The organism is Collimonas rhizosphaerae (assembly GCF_038896935.1).
Taxonomy (GTDB): Bacteria; Pseudomonadota; Gammaproteobacteria; order Burkholderiales; family Burkholderiaceae_D; genus Collimonas; species Collimonas rhizosphaerae.
Genome location: NZ_JBANDC010000005.1, coordinates 171,471 through 187,057, shown reverse-complemented (window position 1 = coordinate 187,057; position 15,587 = coordinate 171,471). Strand labels below are relative to the sequence as shown.

At 48.6% G+C, this 15,587-nt stretch carries 21 protein-coding genes; all 21 read left to right on the top strand.

The genetic code is table 11. From position 1 onward, the window contains the following. Positions 1 to 38 precede the first annotated feature (38 nt). The 21 genes from V8G57_RS09010 to V8G57_RS08910 all read left to right on the top strand — a co-directional run bounded on the left by V8G57_RS09010 (position 39) and on the right by V8G57_RS08910 (position 15,235). Complete coding sequence (locus V8G57_RS09010) at positions 39 to 1,103, top strand: alpha/beta hydrolase (RefSeq protein WP_342829070.1); 1,065 nt, start codon at positions 39 to 41, stop codon at positions 1,101 to 1,103. Positions 1,104 to 1,339: 236 nt separating this feature from the next. Then, positions 1,340 to 1,774: an SgcJ/EcaC family oxidoreductase gene (locus tag V8G57_RS09005; RefSeq protein ID WP_342829069.1), complete on the top strand. Its 435-nt coding sequence runs from the start codon at positions 1,340 to 1,342 to the stop codon at positions 1,772 to 1,774. A 230-nt stretch (positions 1,775 to 2,004) separates the two neighbouring features. Next, positions 2,005 to 2,367, top strand: coding sequence for a hypothetical protein (locus V8G57_RS09000; RefSeq protein ID WP_342829068.1), 363 nt, complete (start codon positions 2,005 to 2,007; stop codon positions 2,365 to 2,367). 55 nt (positions 2,368 to 2,422) lie between these two features. After that, positions 2,423 to 2,881, top strand: a complete 459-nt coding sequence (locus V8G57_RS08995; RefSeq protein ID WP_342829067.1) for a hypothetical protein — start codon at positions 2,423 to 2,425, stop codon at positions 2,879 to 2,881. A 228-nt stretch (positions 2,882 to 3,109) separates the two neighbouring features. Next, positions 3,110 to 3,394 (top strand): hypothetical protein, encoded by a 285-nt coding sequence (locus V8G57_RS08990; protein ID WP_342829065.1) that lies wholly within the window; start codon positions 3,110 to 3,112, stop codon positions 3,392 to 3,394. A 71-nt stretch (positions 3,395 to 3,465) separates the two neighbouring features. Then, entirely contained in the window at positions 3,466 to 4,290 is an 825-nt protein-coding gene (locus V8G57_RS08985; protein WP_342829064.1) for a hypothetical protein, read from the top strand. 54 nt (positions 4,291 to 4,344) lie between these two features. Then, positions 4,345 to 4,638, top strand: a complete 294-nt coding sequence (locus tag V8G57_RS08980; RefSeq protein WP_342829063.1) for a hypothetical protein — start codon at positions 4,345 to 4,347, stop codon at positions 4,636 to 4,638. Positions 4,639 to 4,775: 137 nt separating this feature from the next. Beyond that, positions 4,776 to 5,282 carry a hypothetical protein gene (locus tag V8G57_RS08975; protein ID WP_342829062.1) on the top strand — a complete coding sequence of 169 codons (507 nt, stop codon included), beginning with the start codon at positions 4,776 to 4,778 and terminating at the stop codon, positions 5,280 to 5,282. A gap of 59 nt (positions 5,283 to 5,341) precedes the next feature. Next, complete coding sequence (locus tag V8G57_RS08970; RefSeq protein WP_342829061.1) at positions 5,342 to 5,812, top strand: hypothetical protein; 471 nt, start codon at positions 5,342 to 5,344, stop codon at positions 5,810 to 5,812. A 5-nt stretch (positions 5,813 to 5,817) separates the two neighbouring features. After that, the gene (locus V8G57_RS08965; RefSeq protein ID WP_342829060.1) at positions 5,818 to 6,156 is read left to right on the top strand and encodes a hypothetical protein; all 339 of its coding nucleotides are present in this window, start codon (positions 5,818 to 5,820) and stop codon (positions 6,154 to 6,156) included. A 46-nt stretch (positions 6,157 to 6,202) separates the two neighbouring features. Continuing rightward, positions 6,203 to 6,616, top strand: coding sequence for a DUF5071 domain-containing protein (locus tag V8G57_RS08960; RefSeq protein WP_342829059.1), 414 nt, complete (start codon positions 6,203 to 6,205; stop codon positions 6,614 to 6,616). Positions 6,617 to 6,864: 248 nt separating this feature from the next. Continuing rightward, a complete protein-coding gene (locus V8G57_RS08955; RefSeq protein WP_342829058.1) occupies positions 6,865 to 7,164 on the top strand; it encodes a hypothetical protein in 300 nt (99 codons plus the stop codon). 122 nt (positions 7,165 to 7,286) lie between these two features. Then, the gene (locus V8G57_RS08950) at positions 7,287 to 7,697 is read left to right on the top strand and encodes a DUF4279 domain-containing protein (protein WP_342829057.1); all 411 of its coding nucleotides are present in this window, start codon (positions 7,287 to 7,289) and stop codon (positions 7,695 to 7,697) included. 144 nt (positions 7,698 to 7,841) lie between these two features. Beyond that, the gene (locus V8G57_RS08945; protein WP_342829056.1) at positions 7,842 to 8,351 is read left to right on the top strand and encodes a hypothetical protein; all 510 of its coding nucleotides are present in this window, start codon (positions 7,842 to 7,844) and stop codon (positions 8,349 to 8,351) included. Next, complete coding sequence (locus V8G57_RS08940) at positions 8,320 to 8,844, top strand: hypothetical protein (protein ID WP_342829055.1); 525 nt, start codon at positions 8,320 to 8,322, stop codon at positions 8,842 to 8,844. The genes V8G57_RS08945 and V8G57_RS08940 overlap by 32 nt, the downstream gene beginning before the upstream one ends. Positions 8,845 to 9,082: 238 nt before the next feature. Further along, positions 9,083 to 9,862: a hypothetical protein gene (locus V8G57_RS08935; protein WP_342829054.1), complete on the top strand. Its 780-nt coding sequence runs from the start codon at positions 9,083 to 9,085 to the stop codon at positions 9,860 to 9,862. A 255-nt stretch (positions 9,863 to 10,117) separates the two neighbouring features. Further along, a complete protein-coding gene (locus V8G57_RS08930; RefSeq protein WP_342829053.1) occupies positions 10,118 to 10,459 on the top strand; it encodes an EF-Tu C-terminal domain-related protein in 342 nt (113 codons plus the stop codon). A 123-nt stretch (positions 10,460 to 10,582) separates the two neighbouring features. Then, a complete protein-coding gene (locus tag V8G57_RS08925; RefSeq protein ID WP_342829052.1) occupies positions 10,583 to 11,410 on the top strand; it encodes a hypothetical protein in 828 nt (275 codons plus the stop codon). Positions 11,411 to 12,177: 767 nt separating this feature from the next. Beyond that, positions 12,178 to 12,606, top strand: coding sequence for a hypothetical protein (locus V8G57_RS08920; RefSeq protein WP_342829051.1), 429 nt, complete (start codon positions 12,178 to 12,180; stop codon positions 12,604 to 12,606). Positions 12,607 to 13,663: 1,057 nt separating this feature from the next. Continuing rightward, complete coding sequence (locus V8G57_RS08915) at positions 13,664 to 14,221, top strand: hypothetical protein (RefSeq protein WP_342829050.1); 558 nt, start codon at positions 13,664 to 13,666, stop codon at positions 14,219 to 14,221. A 546-nt stretch (positions 14,222 to 14,767) separates the two neighbouring features. After that, a complete protein-coding gene (locus V8G57_RS08910) occupies positions 14,768 to 15,235 on the top strand; it encodes a GNAT family N-acetyltransferase (RefSeq protein WP_342829049.1) in 468 nt (155 codons plus the stop codon). The last annotated feature ends 352 nt before the right edge of the window (positions 15,236 to 15,587 follow it).

The window sequence follows — 15,587 nt, the reverse complement described above, 5'->3', positions numbered from 1 at the left end:
AAGTGGGTAGGCATACCCTATCAAAAAGAGGATAAGACATGCGGTTCATTCATACTACGGTGCTAGGATTTTTCTTCTGCATATCTTTGGCTCACCTTGCCGGTGCAGCCGAAATCGACGTTGTTAACAGCCCGGTGCCGGTGGTGCTGCAAGACCGCCTGAACGTGCAAACGGCAAGTGGCGTAGGCGACGTACCAATACGCGTCTCGCGTAACTGGAAATTTGAGCAACCCGATATAACGAGAGCCGTTATCATCATTCATGGTTGGCCGCGTCGCGACATTGACGCAGACGAAGATCTGCAACAGCGCGCCATCACCTTGGCCGCAGACACGCTCTTCGTCACTCCGCAATTCCTTACGGAAGTTGATGTCGAGGCACATCACCTGTCTCCTATGACATTGCGCTGGCAAGAACGTGACTGGCTGCAGGGCTACGACGCCAGATCGCCTGCCCCAATCAGTGCGTTTTCAGTGATAGACCAGATTTTTACGCGGCTTGCCGACCGAAGGATCTTTCCTCATCTAAAAGATATTGTGTTGGCGGGCCACTCTGCTGGGGGCCAGTTCGTGCAGCGCTATGCAGTGGTAGGCCATGCCTCGCAGGAGATCGTCGCTTCCCATATCCATGTCCGTTACGTCGTTGCGAATCCTGCGGCTTATTTGTACTTCGACGACAGGCGACCGCAAGCGGACGGTAGCTTTGCTGATGTTAGCGCGCATTGCCCCACTGCGGGAACATGGAACAATGGTCTTTCCGCCAGACTGCCTGCTTACGTGCAGCAACCAGTGGTGCCCGCCATGCTTGAAAAAGGCTATTTGCAGCGTGACGTCGTCTACTTGCTTGGCACCGCCGACAATGATCCCAACGCAGACGCTGTCGGTCAGTCCTGCACGTATAAAAGCCAGGGCGCAACACGCCTAGAACGCGGGCACGCATACTTCCGCTACATGACGGCCGCCGCCGAAGCTGCTCATCTGCCACAACGGCATCGTTTGTTCGAAGTGCCAGGTGTGGCGCATCGTGCATTCGCCATGTATCACTCGGCATGCGGCCTGGCGGCGGTGTTCGACAAATCCAGTTGTGAGGACACGCTGCATTAAATGCCGACGGGAGTTCGGAAGATAGTCGCGCAACAGGCAAGCGGATTTTTTTCAACGAATCTTAATCCAACTGCAAGGAGGCGCTCGAGACGTGGATTACAGTTTGGGGCTATTTAACGTCCGTAACCGGCCAGGAGCGGACATTCCGTGGTTGAACAGGATTTGCCTTGACCGCCCGACCGTAAGCTCCAAAACAGACGTTGGGTACTTTCATATAGACGCTTATGAGGATCCACATGATTCAAATGAAACAACCCGAAGACGCACCTCACGCGTTTCAAGCCGCCTGGAACAATCACGACATGCGATCCTTCGGAGCACTGTTCCATGAGGATGCGACGTTCGTGAATCGGTTCGGGCACTATGTGCGCGGTGTCGATGAGATCGTCAAGCTGCATGCGCCCATCCACGCAACCATCTACAGCGATTCCATGCTTGAGAATGAGCTAATCGATGTAGTCGCGATCGGCGACGACGCTGCGGTCATGCACTTCTGGAGCCGCCTCGCGGTCGGAGCGGCTCATCCAGTGGGGCCACACGCTGTCGACACGGTGATCCTTGCCGTGCTGACGCGGCAGGCAGCCAAGTGGCGAATCAAGGCGCTCGAGAACGTAACTCTGACGAATCCACGCACGGGAGAATTCGTGTTGAGAGACGAACGGGATTCATGATCGAGCGGAAAAATTTTTTCCACACAGCACAGGGTCATAGCGGATACCCGCTTCGAATCGGAAGTGGTCGCCTTCTGTCGGCCAATATTGGATCTTCAGTTGCGCAGTCAATTCGATGTTTCTTTGTTGATTTTTTGTATGGCAGGATAAAGTAATTATTCCACTGCGTTTGCATTCAATAGACCATCGTTCTTCTCGCCAAATAATTAAAAAATCTTCTAAATTTGCATATGCCATTATCCCAATTCGTTCCCATGGGCTTTATTTTCGAAGGCTTCTTGCTTGCAGCTTCTATTTCAGAACGGTCTCTTCGCGGAGTTGATGAAACTTTACAGGGACGCTTACTTAAGGGAACGTCGTCGTTAAGAAAAATTCATTTAGGAGGAATTCTAATTGTCCTTCTATTTTCATATTTTTTCCCTGCTGTGTTTTGGCCCGGCCTTGTGGGTTATTTTGCTGTTGCCACTTTTATGATCGCCAATCGATTGAGTACATTGGATCTACCGGAGAAGCTTAAGCGATGGCAAGTTGCTTCGGTAGCGACTATTTCCATTGCTGCGAGTTTGGGTTGGCTGTCCTCATGGCTACTTTGACTAGCCAAGAACAAATCAACTTTGAATAGCTGTTCTGCACAATAAGGATATGGTAATGAAAAAACAGGCGCTTATTAGTTCTCTTATTGTTTTTTTTGCGGTTGCTTGCGGACTTTCTTTTTGGTTGGGAAAGGAAATTGCAGAAAAAGAAAAAAATAAATTTATAGAAAATTTATCATTGAATGCACTTGGGAATACATTACTGGTGCTTCGCTATTTTGATGAAAACCAACAGGGCGAAGCACAGCATCTTTTGCAAGCAGAGATGAGCGGGTTGTTAAGTTGGTTGATTGAGCTTGATCAAACTAATAGCACACCTGAATTTCTTAAACAACGCTGCAAAGTATTGAATACTCTTAAGCAGTATCGTGAGAAACATCAGTTATCCACATCAAATGATTGGGTGGAATTATCAACGCAGCCTGAAGCAAAAGAGGAAGAGGCAAAAAGGACAAAATATTTGAATGATCTTGCATGTGGCAAAGATATTTTCTTCAAAACTCTGCCAAAATAATTTGTTGTTGGTGTCGACGGTTGACCACAGTGAAGTTATAGAAAAAATGTCACGATTGTCGAAAACATGGAAGCAAGGAGCTGGTGGCTGCTCGATAAAAATTGATAGCGGTGCCCGTTTTCGGCCAGTTGCGGTCAATGGACGGAAGTGCAAAAGTGGTATTGTGCAGACAACTAAATCAAAACAAGATGTTCGCGCGGTCCGATTTTCCCTATGCAGGAAGCAGCTATGTCCGAAAATATATCTGAAGAGAAGTTGCTGGCTCATGCTCTGTACCATATCCGCCTTCTTCTATCGGGGTTCCTCGGAAGTCAAAATCAGGGACCGCTTGAAGTTCGCGTAGCTGCCCATCTTGCATACGCATTGCACAACGAGGCACTCGCTGTAATTGAAGGTAAACGCTTTGATGTTCCAAGTGCGTTGAAAAATATTGAACACATAGATCAAATTCTCAGCATCGAAGACGGCAAAAAATTTACCCATTTCGTATCAGACAATGGACGAACTAGTTAACTATTCGAGAATGTAGCCGATAGTCAGTTATCGGCGGAACCAGACATCCGTCATTGCTGAGGAATAACGCTTTGAATCAATGCACCTACCGCCAACTACATGACGCGCTGCTAGACTACCAGGGGGACCGTGCGTATGCCGATATGCTGTTACCTTGGCTGCAGGCGAATACAGATCGACATCTGTGGTTGCGTTCCATTAATCAACGCGAGGGCAAGCCGATTCCCTCCGTTAAAGAGGGCGAATTATGTGATCTCTATGCATTGAGCCGAGTCTTTGATCTCTTGCTTTTGGGATTTCAAGACGGAGGAGCAGAGGCAGACTGGGATGGTCCACATATTTCTACGGATGAATTCACGGAGTTCACAAAGGCCTTTGGTCTAACCATAGTGACGCCTATTTCCTATTCGGCTTTCTATCACGAGGTTGTGAAAGTTGAGTTATCCGACAAGCCATCTTGCGCTCCAGCGATCAAGGCGTACCGATGGCCATGCGTGATGCTTGGAAACCTGCTGATCTTGCGGGGCGGGGTGGAATTGACCTCAGGAGCTAACATTCTCAGTCCGGACGTAGCTCAGAACTCGACCCTTTACTGGACGTATCGCCGAAAGGGACGTCCACATCAAGACCTGTCGCACGGATGGGGGAGTAACTCGCAGTGGCGAACGGCTTTTCGCCGAGACTATGTAATTGGGAATGTCCAATATTTTAACGTCGACGGCAAACAAGACCTGCAAGCGAAGGGTGAAGAGTTGACGCGGATACTAGAATCAGACCCTGAGCTGACATTGGAAGAGCGCGTCGAGTTGCTAACGAATCGTTGCTTTGTAAAATGCGCAAAACCGCATGATGAATTATGGCCTTACGATGATCGCTTTCAAATAGCGCTCAGCTAAAGTCCGCCACCGGCCAGGAGAAGTCGTTCTACGATGACCGCAAGAGAGTGATTTATGAGTAATTTCGAGCTTCTAGGACAATGGGAAATTACGGAGGCATGGCTGCGCGAAGCCAGCTCGTGGATAGTCGTGAATTCCGATTCTGCCAAGAATGGTTTAAACAACTTTAAAGAGTATCTTTCTCATAATGAGTTAGAACTAGCCCTAGATGAGTTAGCTGAAGTCGCAATGAATTTCCCACAGAGTCATCGATTTTGGGACTCCATGTGTCAGGCAGCCGCATCGATGAAGCTTGACGAGCGGAGCAATGCGTTTGCCACTCAATGGGCAGCAACTCGAGGAGTATGAGTTGCGGACTGAAGTCCGCCAGTAGCAGTCATTGACGAAATCAGCCCAAAGCGGACATCTGGGCGTCATGGTCGCACGTAAATGTAGGCACGGCCCGTCCTTTAGGTACGTCCTTGACTACTCGGAGATAAAGATTCATGGACCATATTCTCAACGACGAAACAGGCCAGATCGATTTTGATACTTATTTGAGATATTTAAACTCAATTCAGGATCGTTTACCAATTCACGTATATTCCTTCGCATCGGATTCACGGCACTTTGATCTACGTTCTCGGAGCTCGTTGCATGATGCTTGGCTCAATGCGATTACAGTCAGCGAGATGGTGAGCGGAGATCGCAGCGAGGTGCGAAGGATTGCGATACATATTTGTTTGCTTGGATCGTATCATGATAGAAAAATTCACCTGCATTACAACGATGTAGAACGGTATCAACTTGACACGCCAACTCGCCATGGTGATCCACGATTCACTCACATAGGTCATGGGGACTTGCTTACTCACGAAGTTCGTTTAGGGGAGCAGGGTCTTTTGATACATGAACTGAAATTTGAGCGAGGGGCGACAATACTAATCGAGTGTGCAGATTTTCGGCACTCGGAAGAAATAACGGACGTGAAATCTGGTAGCAACGGCGGCTGATCTCCAATCGAGGATGGATTTATCCATCAGAAGTTGGAAATTACATCCATATTTTAATTATGAAAAACAAGTCAAAAACAAAACTGGACGCGATCATTGATACCTACGAAGAGCTCGCAGTGGAGTACCGAGCTCTTGGTGACCAAAAATTGATAGACCTGTTCGAGTCTTTTATACCGTTCATCCACGAAGCGAAAAACAATCTCCAAACCAAGCGCTCTGCGCTTGTTACTGGATGCGAACAGGGCTTAAGAGAAGCGCCGCTATTCCTCACTAGTTTTAAGCTGCCACAAGATATCCAGAGTACGGCGCTTAAATTTTTTTATAGAGTAGTGGAGACTCATATGCCAGCTTTTTTCGAGAAAGAACGACAGAAGCGAGAGAAAATAGTCAGCCGTGGGAAGATCGGAGGGGAAGGCGAGTGGCACCTACTCCGAAATCGAGTGGACGAGATTGAGGGGGATGTTGTTCATGAAGTGGAGTTACTTGAACTCTACAGGATGCTGGATGATTACGAAAGTGCCACATAGCCGCCATGGATGCAAGCGACATACTCGATCTGGAAGATTTCTACTATCTTGAATCTCGGGCACATTGGGACGAATGGGAGACTGTGCATGATGGTCAGCATGCAAAGCTCAACGTCATTTCGAGAATGCTAACGACACACATCGGTACGCCTGAGGTGATCGTTCTGGTTCACGTTGATCCTCTTTGCGGTGCGCTATTACCGCAGGCTGATGCAGCTATATATATTGGAAGCCACCTTCTCGAAGGTGATATTCAAATTTCGGATCTCCATTTCAAGTCGTTCGTATTCGTTAGCCGCAATGGTGTTGCGATGGGATGGCAACGAGATATGCCGGAACTGTGACGGTCATGTATCGCCTTTTGCGTACTTGAGTTTTGATGATAATTTTATGACACCGACGACAGATCTAGCTGCGCTCATTCCCATCACAAAGCATGAAACGGAGAAGGCCTCTGCATTGGTGCGGCTCGGTTTCCCAGCAGCTGAACCAGTTATGCCCCAAATTCTTGAGTGGCTGCAAGACCTAAATTGGCCAGTCGGCTTTATATTTCGACCGTTTCTCATCCGCATTGGACAACCGCTTGCGCCCTACATTCGAACCATCCTAGCTGGTCAAGACGATGGTTGGAAATATAGCTTGCTAGTTGCAGTCGTTGCTCCGTCAATCGAACTCGCGCAAACTCTGCGACCTGAGCTTGAGCATTTGGCAACCAGTCCAAGCGCAGGAGAATCGAAAGAGGAAGTTGATTTAATAGCGGTTGAAATACTTGATGCACTTAGAAAGTACGCACCTGAAGCCTAGTGGAAAATGACAAAAATCGACTGTGGATTCAACCGGTGGATGCTACACACTACTATAAACTACTCAAACAGTGGGAGTGTTGCATCCACCAGTTGAATCCACAACCAATTACGGACAGTCGACGGTGTCTGGAAAATTGATGGCGATTCAGTGACTTGATATGGATGTACTCAGAAAAATTGTAGAGGGCTGGTGTTTAGAAACTGAAATTGTGTTTCAACCGGCTCTAGAAATTCCGGAATCCTTATATGACTAAAATGGCTGGCGGTTGTTTGTCAAAGCTGTATTTGGAAATTGATCATCATGCCCAACGTATTGATCGAGCGGTACTATGCTTGGGCGACAGCAATTGGATTGAGTTAACTGCAATTGTCACAAATGGCCAAAGTGGTTTTACCGTGCCTATGCCGTTTGGATGCGAATGTACTGTGACTGATATAACGGATCGTCAATGGGGTAACGCGAACTACGAAGTGGAATTCGCCTCATCGTATTCCAGAGATGGGGTTTTCTGGGCCAAGGGTTTTCGTGAAGTCGCGGGCATTTAGTGTCATGAGCAAGACCGGCAGTTGGACGATATATCTCGTGTTCTAACTAACAAGGCAGCAATGAGCCGGCAGCAAGCGGCCAATGGCAGCCATTCAGAATGCTCATATAACGTAGGAAAAAAATGACAAGTGCAGGCGAAATATACTTGAGTCTATATGGCGATAATTTCGAACCCAACAATGTAAGTCAGCACATCGGTCTCGTTGCCACTGCTGTTCTACGAAAGGGCGCACGAAATCCGGATGTACCTCTTCCTCGAGTTTCAGCATGGGAATTTTCGACTGGGAAAATTGAAGACGATGTAATTGACGTCTACGAGATGTCCGAGCGCCTGGTTGAGAAACTTGCACCATTTGCCATGAAGATAGCAGAGGCGAAAGAGTTTTTTAATCTTACTTGTGTTCTTCAGGTGGTTTTATGGATTGACCAAGATGACACGAAGTCAATGCCTGCTATCGGTTTCGAGCGTAGCGTAATCGATTTCTTGAAAGTGATTGGCGGAACTATCGATATCGACACATATCGCAACTGACTTTTTTTTCAAATTGTGATTCGCTGCATCCAATGATGGCGCCTGTCGGCCAAAACCGGTCAATGAAGAAACTGCTCCAAAGCAGCCGGACTTGTTATTCAATGCTGACACGCAAGTGCTCAGGGTAACGCGGAGTCAAACATTATGCGTGCAGGCTTTCAATCTGGCTATTGGGTTGTGGAGTGGACTGAGGGCCAGGATCCTTCTCTTAAGGACCTAATTGATCGCTTTCCAGAAATAGTTGTGGGACGATATGCAGCTATCGCATCTTGCGATAGCGGATCATACAGACCGACAGACGCCGAGATAAAAACCGGATGGCACGACCAACACGGAATGGCGATTAGCCCACAGATTTCAGAGGTTTCCCAATTGCCCATGCCGGGTTTTGACGAATGGTACGTGTACGATAGTTCTGGAGCAATCGGCCACTGTCGCGCATTTGTAAATCACTTTGGATTTGCACCGCTCGACGCAAGCAACGACTTAACAAATGCGTTCTGGATACAAGTGGAAGCCTGCCAACCACTACATGTGCTTGGTGCCGGAACACCGACAATGTTTTTTGTAACGCGCGACGAAGCTCTGTTTAAGATGGTAACGTCTCTCGATAATTTAAATAATGATCTATACAAACGTTGTGACTTCCTATGACAATCCAGTATCGCTGACTGGGCGACTGGTGCGTGCATTTGTTGCAGAATACAGTTTCGTAGCACTTCTTCTTGATACAGATGAAGTAGTTAATTTTGCGACGGATGAGGTTGTCGTAGGGAAGTGGTTCGAAGTCTTCCCCATCAGGCTATATGAACTTCCACCAGATTATAAGGTTGCCTGGAACGAGTTTGACGAACCAATTGAAGTGATTGGCAGTATGCAGGTCTGGCGGGAAGAATGGCGGGAGTCGGTCGTGAATGATGGTCAATTCATGGGTGCGGGACCGAACTTCGTACAATTTTCAGCGGCGTTGGGCGGGTCACCAAAAACAGTCGAAAGTGTCGTAAAAGTCCATGCAGGAGTAAAGTTACTTGGACACGATGGGCGTTGTTTAGTCGTGTGTAGCTCCCACAATACTCCTTTTAAAATTGACTTGGCAACCGACGAGCAAGACGTTGAACAAATTATGAAAAACCATACCTGTCAGTAAATTATCGACCGCATGTGTACGGCGACGGTAAGAATTCGACGTTGCACATTGGAACCATCCTTGTACTAGGAATGACCCGCAACGGGCAGCAGCCAATGGTGCTTCCGCTATGAACCGAACGCTCGCGACGATTACGATAAGCAAGCGTACAACGTCTTCTGCTTAATATGTTACAAGGTGAGATATTGAAATATTCATGCTCCGTGTCATGCCAACTCTAAATTGCGAGCTATAAAAAATGACCTTGGTCACAAAATTGATTTCAATATGCTTTATAGTTTTGGGCCTTGCCTCGTTCGCGGGGACCGTGGCACTTTATTTTTCCGAATCTTTGCGGCTATATTTCCCAGGCATGGATAGCGCGAACCAATTTTTTGGTTTTCTCTGCGCGCTAACGTCGGCAATCGGTGGGGTTCAGGCTCTGAGAAATAGAATCAGCGCTATTCCGGTATTGCTGATATCGTGTTTATTCTATTTTCTGGGCGCCACTTATTCAGCATGGAATCAGTACGGAATCCAGGCGCTTTCGATGTTGATGAATGCCTTCTACTATTCGCTGGGAGGTAGAATAATCGGGACAGGAATAATCGCGACGCAATTGATTCGCTCGCACGCAACACATCACACCGGCAAGCCCCTCAATGACCAACCTTATCCGAATGAAAAAATAGCGCTTGTTTGCCTATTGTTATTAATCGGGCTGATAGAGGGAATTTACACACACCTGCAATTGCGCGGATATCCTGCACCTGCATGGCTGCAATTTGGCGCGGGCGCCGTGTTCCTCTTTCTTATTTTTGCCTGGTTTCACAATGACACAAAAGCGCATGCCTATAAGCGTTCAACATGGCTGGTCGGCGGCATCCTCTTTGTGTCGGTTGTAACCATCCCGTATTACCTGGTGCGTAGCCGAGGGAAAGGGGAAAAGGTAATGGCGCTCATACGACTATGCGGTTTCTTCATATTGATGCTTATATCGTCGCTGATTGGTGGCAGTGGAGCGCGCTTCCTTGGCTGACTTCAGCATCAGATTAAATTAAGGCCTAAGACCATGACGATTGGATGCGAAGGTAATTATTTCTTCTGCATCGACGTGCAATCGCCAGTTCAACGCTGCGTTGAAATTCCACCTGCAAAATTTACGAATGTCGGTTGTGGGGGAGCAAGTTGCAACTCATTATTAACCTCTACCGGCCAATTTCGATCGGTCGGGCCAGCTACGGCATTGAGTAGCGGCGGCACATTCACCAATGCTTGATAATTGGCTCAAATTATGATGAAAATTCCATACGATATCGAAGCGGAAATTTACTTTTTAACGCCTGCGGAAGGCGGAAGGAGTTCTCCTGCATTTGATGACTATCGGCCACAGTTTTACTACGATGGGCGTGATTGGGATGCTAGGCACATTTACCCTGACGTCAAACAAGCCAATCCCGGGGATACCGTCAGAGCTTTTTTGGGGTTCCTGAGCCCGGCAGAACACCTTGGGAAGATTTATCCAGATATGACGTTCGAAATTCGAGAGGGCGCACGAACCATCGGTAGAGGAAGAGTAACTCGAATTATTGAGCTAGAAGAGTCGGCAACTCGTTCTAGTCAAAAGAACCCGTGACGTCCGATATGAATGTCCCTTCGGAGAAACTCGATAGGCGGCTTAGGGGTGAAATCGACCCGTTGCGGCCGGCTCAAAACGGCCAGAATCAGACGTTCAATTTAATGAGCAATTAATACAGATATGGGCACCTCCAGCACCTCTCTTTTTGCGGACGACGTGGCGTCCGATGTACGCGACGAATTTACCGAGCTATTGGTCTGTGGCGCTAGCGCTGCCGACGCAACCCAGTCACTAGTGCAGTCTTGGTCTATCGCAATCAACGATGTTGATGACGGGCCGACGTTTTGGTTGGCCCTCGCCGCGACCCAGTGGAAGTATGGTTGCCTTGTGCAAGAAGTTCAGACTCGCGCCATTGATGTGATTGAGAGTGGGCGCGACCTCAATAAATGGAGTGGTGCCCCCGCTATACGTCGCAGCGCAGTTCTTTCGGCCCTAAAGGACAAGCTGCTTTCGCCGCAGTTACCTTCGCGCCGACCGCGTCGACGGAAAATTGTCGCGGTTCCCTCAATCAAAGTTCCGTCCCCTGACGGACGCGGGCTAGCCACGGCTTTTGAAATAACGCCAAGCTCGGCTCTCACTACTCCGCAAATGCAGGTATGGGCATACACGACGCGTCCCGGCGAGAGCGATTCAACGCTTACGGTGCTCAAGATTGAGCAGTATAAAGACCTTGGGCAAGTGATTCACGTCAGAATAGACGGAATCCGAATGCGTAATCCACTAAAGGGAAATATCGTCACGGACATACCGCATTTACCGTTTCGGAGCGCTGCTATACAGCGAAGCGTCACGAAGCTTTTACGCAGGTCATCGTCGGTGCCGAATTTCAAGGAAGGCTATGACACATGGAGAGAAGCCTACGATGCAGGAAAGGCCGGTGCGTTTGAAACCGATGTTGCCGCCACACTCAATGCCTTGCTCGGAGCTGCATGGGAGGAGAAAAAATGAAGTCAGGCATACTCTGGCTAACATCTTTCGCTTCACTGTTAACTGCACTTTACTGTGTTGCTGGAGTTCTTCAAGGAGCGATGCTCTTTACTGGTAGTCGCGCACGCAGTAACGTCGAGCTATGGGGGACGTTATTCGTTATATTTACCGTTATTTTTCTGGGCAGCACAGTTCTATTATGGCGGGGTCGAAAGAAATGACGTTTAGATCGGTTCTACGCTGGTTGTCGTCATAGGGGAGCCCGCTTACGTTGGCATTAGAAATCGACCAGCTTTCGCAGTAAGCAGCTTTATCAACTCTGGTTGCATGTACTCATAAACTTGTGGGAGAGGGGAGGAGCAGGAGCTGCCTTCCAAACGCCTGGCGTAGATTCAAACCGCAACACACCCAATTTCCCATTAAGACATCATGAGCTCATCCAACCTTGTGCCACTCGTAGCAACACAGCGCTGGAAGCTCTGGTTGTGCGCACTTTCAGCCACATTCGTTCTGACTTCGCAGTTCGCAAGAGCACGCATCGGTGTGTACTTAGGCATCGAAGCCTCAACCGCTCAACTCGGCGCGATAGCACTTGGTTTAATCACGCTGATTGCCGGCTCACTGGCCATTCGTTGTCCGGATTGCGGTTTGAGCCTTCTGTGGCACTCGTTATCCAAGAAAGCTATTGGCGGATGGCTAGTTTGGTTACTCGACGTCCAGTCGTGTCCACGCTGCGGTTTCACCCACGCACATGGGCCATCGCGACCGCACAAATGAGCCGCAACTGTATGACTACAGGTAGCCGCGTTTTTGATGAACGTATGCCCCCATTCATCCAAGTTCTGAACACCAATCGTCAGGAACAAAAAATAATGACTCCAACAACGCGAAACTTCAGCATGGCAGCCTCGTTTGTCGTGGTGATAGCTGGATTTTCAGCCTACCTATGGCTGTTGTACTCCGCTGGATGCGCGGGAGACGCTAAAGGCGGTTCATACGGAGACCCTGTGCGTGCACTGCAGCTAGAGAGTTATGCCCTCGTGCCATTTCTTTTCGCATTGTTTACAGGCACAGCACTTCCGCTTATGTTCGGCACGTATGGCCTTGCGGGCCGCTCGGTAGTCGCTGCCATATTCTTTGTGTTCGTGGGTGCGGCATTTATCTTTCTTGGCATTCAAATCGAGTTCTGGGGAATTGACGCATGTTTTAATTTGTAGACCATTTTGTTTGCAGTGTTAGCCACCTACCTTCCCGCAGAACGAACTACCGGATTGGGTCGGCAGACGACGTTCGCCAATGGTGAGGTCAGGCGACAAGGCACTCACGTATCCATTAAATTCAATATGATGCCTGCAATCAGGCCGGTAAAAAAATACGAAGAATGACATGAAAAACAAATACGCGATTCCCGTACCGGCGATTATTGCAATCGGATTTACCGTGCCAATAGTGTTGACCCTTGCGTTTTCATATTTTCTTTATTTGTTCGATATTCCCACGCCAGAACAATCGTGTAAAAAATATTGTGCAACGAAAAACCAGTCTGGTCAGCTAGTTTCGATTTTTACGCGAACTCAATCATCCAAAGGTGGGGGATCAACTAAATGTCAGTGCAATCCTTGACCGCCCGCAGTGGGTGGTGGATTCGGTCTTTCGCGAATGACCGAGTCCGGCCAGCTCCGGTCATTCGGTGATCTCTGTCGTCTGCCAACTGACCGTCAGCAACGCCTCAGGGTGCCGGCATTCTGCGTGGCGGCGTCAACTTAGCTGGGACAGGATCGAAATATCGTAGCGGGAATGATCGGAGGGGAGCATGATCTAAGCAAGGGCCGCAATCGGGCTGCGGACGGTTTAGGAGTGAATTGGCATGACAACTAGGATCACTGTAGCCGCTGACAACGTCAGGATCGGCGATATTATTTACAACGGACTTGTTGGCACTGGCAAACACCCAACCTACGCCTGGGAAGCTATCACCCAGGTCAATTCGGTGGATGGACTGATTCAGCTGATTACGGGCCGTCTCGACGGCCCCCACGGTGAATTCTGGTTCGAGCCGGACGAATCAGTTGTCGTGGTTCGCCACCCACCGGCAGAGCCCAAACCAGCTATCGCAGAGCCCCATAACAAGCGAGCTCACGGGCATTAGGACAGGCTTTATCCTTGGTGGTGGTGGCATGATGGTCCATTAGCGCCACAAAATACACGGGCTGCGACCGGTGTCGGCCAAAAGCAGACATAGAAATTTTTTTAATAAAATAAAAAGGTATTCGGATGGGGATAGGTGCTTCAGACTGGTCGAAGGCAGTGGCGGAAATAGAAGCGCGGTCGGATTTACCTGAGAGTATGGATTTTTTTTATTCGAAATGGAGCGTGTTATGGGACGTCGTGATATTCACCTCCCTAACGGTCGCCATGCTAGGACTTAATTTTCTGTGGCTTTGGTCTCCGGTAAAGCAGGCCAGTGATTCTTCGGCAGCAATTCTGTTAGGCGTAATATTTCTACCGTTCACAATATTTTTTGGATTAAAAGCGAAGAGTACAGCTGCGATATTAATAAATATTGAAGACCCGGCTGTGAAAATTTGCCGGGCAGGCTGTCAATATGCCAACCGGGTTTACCCTTGGGTTTCAATAGAAAGCATAAACACGACGGGATTTATGGCGCCGTTTCTTGTGGTTCGGCACACAGTAAAGAATGATGGGAAACAAGAAAAATTCACAGTAAATCTTTCTCTCTTAAGTCAGCGTCATTTGCCTGAGTACATGCGAAAGTATTGGTCGACTTTTGGCTCATTGGCAAAAATAGGCGATAACAAAATGCAGTACTGACCGCTCAACGAAATAGAAAATGACCGCTATGGGGCGGTCGCGACCGGCTCAATTCGGCCATAAGCGGCCGATGGACTTCCCAAGAAAAATGGCATCGGGAACCAGTAAAGTCTAAACGTTCATGAGGTTATTAAATGCGACTTACCCGCCTTTTTTTCACATACTGTGTGCTAAGCCTTGTATTGTTTCCGTTGAATTTACTCATGGGCTGGCCGGAGCTTCCCAAATCCGCGCTTGGTTGGATTGCATTAATTTTCTTACCAATTCCGCTTGAGATCGCTGGAGAATGGTTGTTTAAATATCGAGAGTTTAGATATTTAAGATCGATGGACAAGTTAGGTGAAAGAATCGACCAATCGAAGTACCGTTTGGCAATAATGGTTACGATCATGATTCTTGTATGTGGATTTTTTTATGGCGTTAGCTTCTTGAACGCACACTGGGAACGCTAATGGCAAAAAACGGCCAAAATCGGAAGTTCGTGTTACCTCCTAATCAGTCCACCGGCCAATACCGGACATCAGTTAACTTTTCTCTTTTATTCGAATGACATCTCTCACCATTATCGCTTTCGAATCACCCGATCAACCCGAAGTGATCGCCCTCATCGCCGATCTGGATGCTTACCAGGATACCCTTTACCCGCCAGAGAGCAGGCACGCCCTGGATCTGGCATCGTTGAAGCAACCCAATGTCCTGTTTGCCGTGGCGAGAGATAGTACCGGTCAGGCAATCGGCTGTGGGGCGATAGTCCTCTGCCCTGAATTTGGCGAACTCAAACGCATGTATGTTAGTCCTCGCGGCCGAGGGCAAGGCGTCGCCAAGAAACTCCTGGCCCTGCTCGAGTCACAGGCAATCGGTTCTGGCTGTAAGTTGCTCAAACTCGAAACCGGGCCGTATCAACATGAAGCGCTGGCTCTGTATGACTCAGCAGGCTATGAGCGCCGAGGACCGTTTGGCGATTACACGAACGACCCACTGAGCGTGTTTATGCAGAAATACATCGCAGCCTGAGATTTTATTTCGTAAGCCAATTCTTCGACGTTTCATTTCCTTAGCCCTTTGAACGTCCGGTATCGAGAATCGTCAGTGTCGCCTTAGGGTCGAGACCTACCTGTCGGGTGTTGGAAAACGAGCTACTCGTTGAGAAACTTTCGTCAACGGCCGGACTACCTGTCTCGCCTGTGCCATTAGGCTACCGTCGACGGCACAACGGCCCTTGTCACCGCGATGTTCTGCGGGCAAGGCAATTACTCCAACAGCTTCATGTCACAATCCAGTCCCCCCACGCCTGCGGTGGGGGTTAAATGCACTGCTTTTAACGCAAATTGGTAAAACGCCAAATCTTTAGGGTGCGCGGGGTTCG

Bases quoted from the DNA above. Each gene is read 5' to 3' on its own strand.
- V8G57_RS08910 (WP_342829049.1), top strand. From the start codon at position 14,768: ATGACATCTCTCACCATTATCGCTTTCGAATCACCCGATCAACCCGAA.
- V8G57_RS08980 (WP_342829063.1), top strand. From the start codon at position 4,345: ATGAGTAATTTCGAGCTTCTAGGACAATGGGAAATTACGGAGGCATGG.
- V8G57_RS08995 (WP_342829067.1), top strand. From the start codon at position 2,423: ATGAAAAAACAGGCGCTTATTAGTTCTCTTATTGTTTTTTTTGCGGTT.
- V8G57_RS08945 (WP_342829056.1), top strand. From the start codon at position 7,842: ATGCGTGCAGGCTTTCAATCTGGCTATTGGGTTGTGGAGTGGACTGAG.
- V8G57_RS08935 (WP_342829054.1), top strand. From the start codon at position 9,083: ATGACCTTGGTCACAAAATTGATTTCAATATGCTTTATAGTTTTGGGC.
- V8G57_RS08990 (WP_342829065.1), top strand. From the start codon at position 3,110: ATGTCCGAAAATATATCTGAAGAGAAGTTGCTGGCTCATGCTCTGTAC.
- V8G57_RS09005 (WP_342829069.1), top strand. From the start codon at position 1,340: ATGATTCAAATGAAACAACCCGAAGACGCACCTCACGCGTTTCAAGCC.
- V8G57_RS08925 (WP_342829052.1), top strand. From the start codon at position 10,583: ATGGGCACCTCCAGCACCTCTCTTTTTGCGGACGACGTGGCGTCCGAT.
- V8G57_RS08975 (WP_342829062.1), top strand. From the start codon at position 4,776: ATGGACCATATTCTCAACGACGAAACAGGCCAGATCGATTTTGATACT.
- V8G57_RS09010 (WP_342829070.1), top strand. From the start codon at position 39: ATGCGGTTCATTCATACTACGGTGCTAGGATTTTTCTTCTGCATATCT.
- V8G57_RS08960 (WP_342829059.1), top strand. From the start codon at position 6,203: ATGACACCGACGACAGATCTAGCTGCGCTCATTCCCATCACAAAGCAT.
- V8G57_RS08920 (WP_342829051.1), top strand. From the start codon at position 12,178: ATGACTACAGGTAGCCGCGTTTTTGATGAACGTATGCCCCCATTCATC.
- V8G57_RS09000 (WP_342829068.1), top strand. From the start codon at position 2,005: ATGCCATTATCCCAATTCGTTCCCATGGGCTTTATTTTCGAAGGCTTC.
- V8G57_RS08915 (WP_342829050.1), top strand. From the start codon at position 13,664: ATGGGGATAGGTGCTTCAGACTGGTCGAAGGCAGTGGCGGAAATAGAA.
- V8G57_RS08950 (WP_342829057.1), top strand. From the start codon at position 7,287: ATGACAAGTGCAGGCGAAATATACTTGAGTCTATATGGCGATAATTTC.
- V8G57_RS08940 (WP_342829055.1), top strand. From the start codon at position 8,320: ATGATCTATACAAACGTTGTGACTTCCTATGACAATCCAGTATCGCTG.
- V8G57_RS08955 (WP_342829058.1), top strand. From the start codon at position 6,865: ATGACTAAAATGGCTGGCGGTTGTTTGTCAAAGCTGTATTTGGAAATT.
- V8G57_RS08970 (WP_342829061.1), top strand. From the start codon at position 5,342: ATGAAAAACAAGTCAAAAACAAAACTGGACGCGATCATTGATACCTAC.
- V8G57_RS08965 (WP_342829060.1), top strand. From the start codon at position 5,818: ATGGATGCAAGCGACATACTCGATCTGGAAGATTTCTACTATCTTGAA.
- V8G57_RS08930 (WP_342829053.1), top strand. From the start codon at position 10,118: ATGATGAAAATTCCATACGATATCGAAGCGGAAATTTACTTTTTAACG.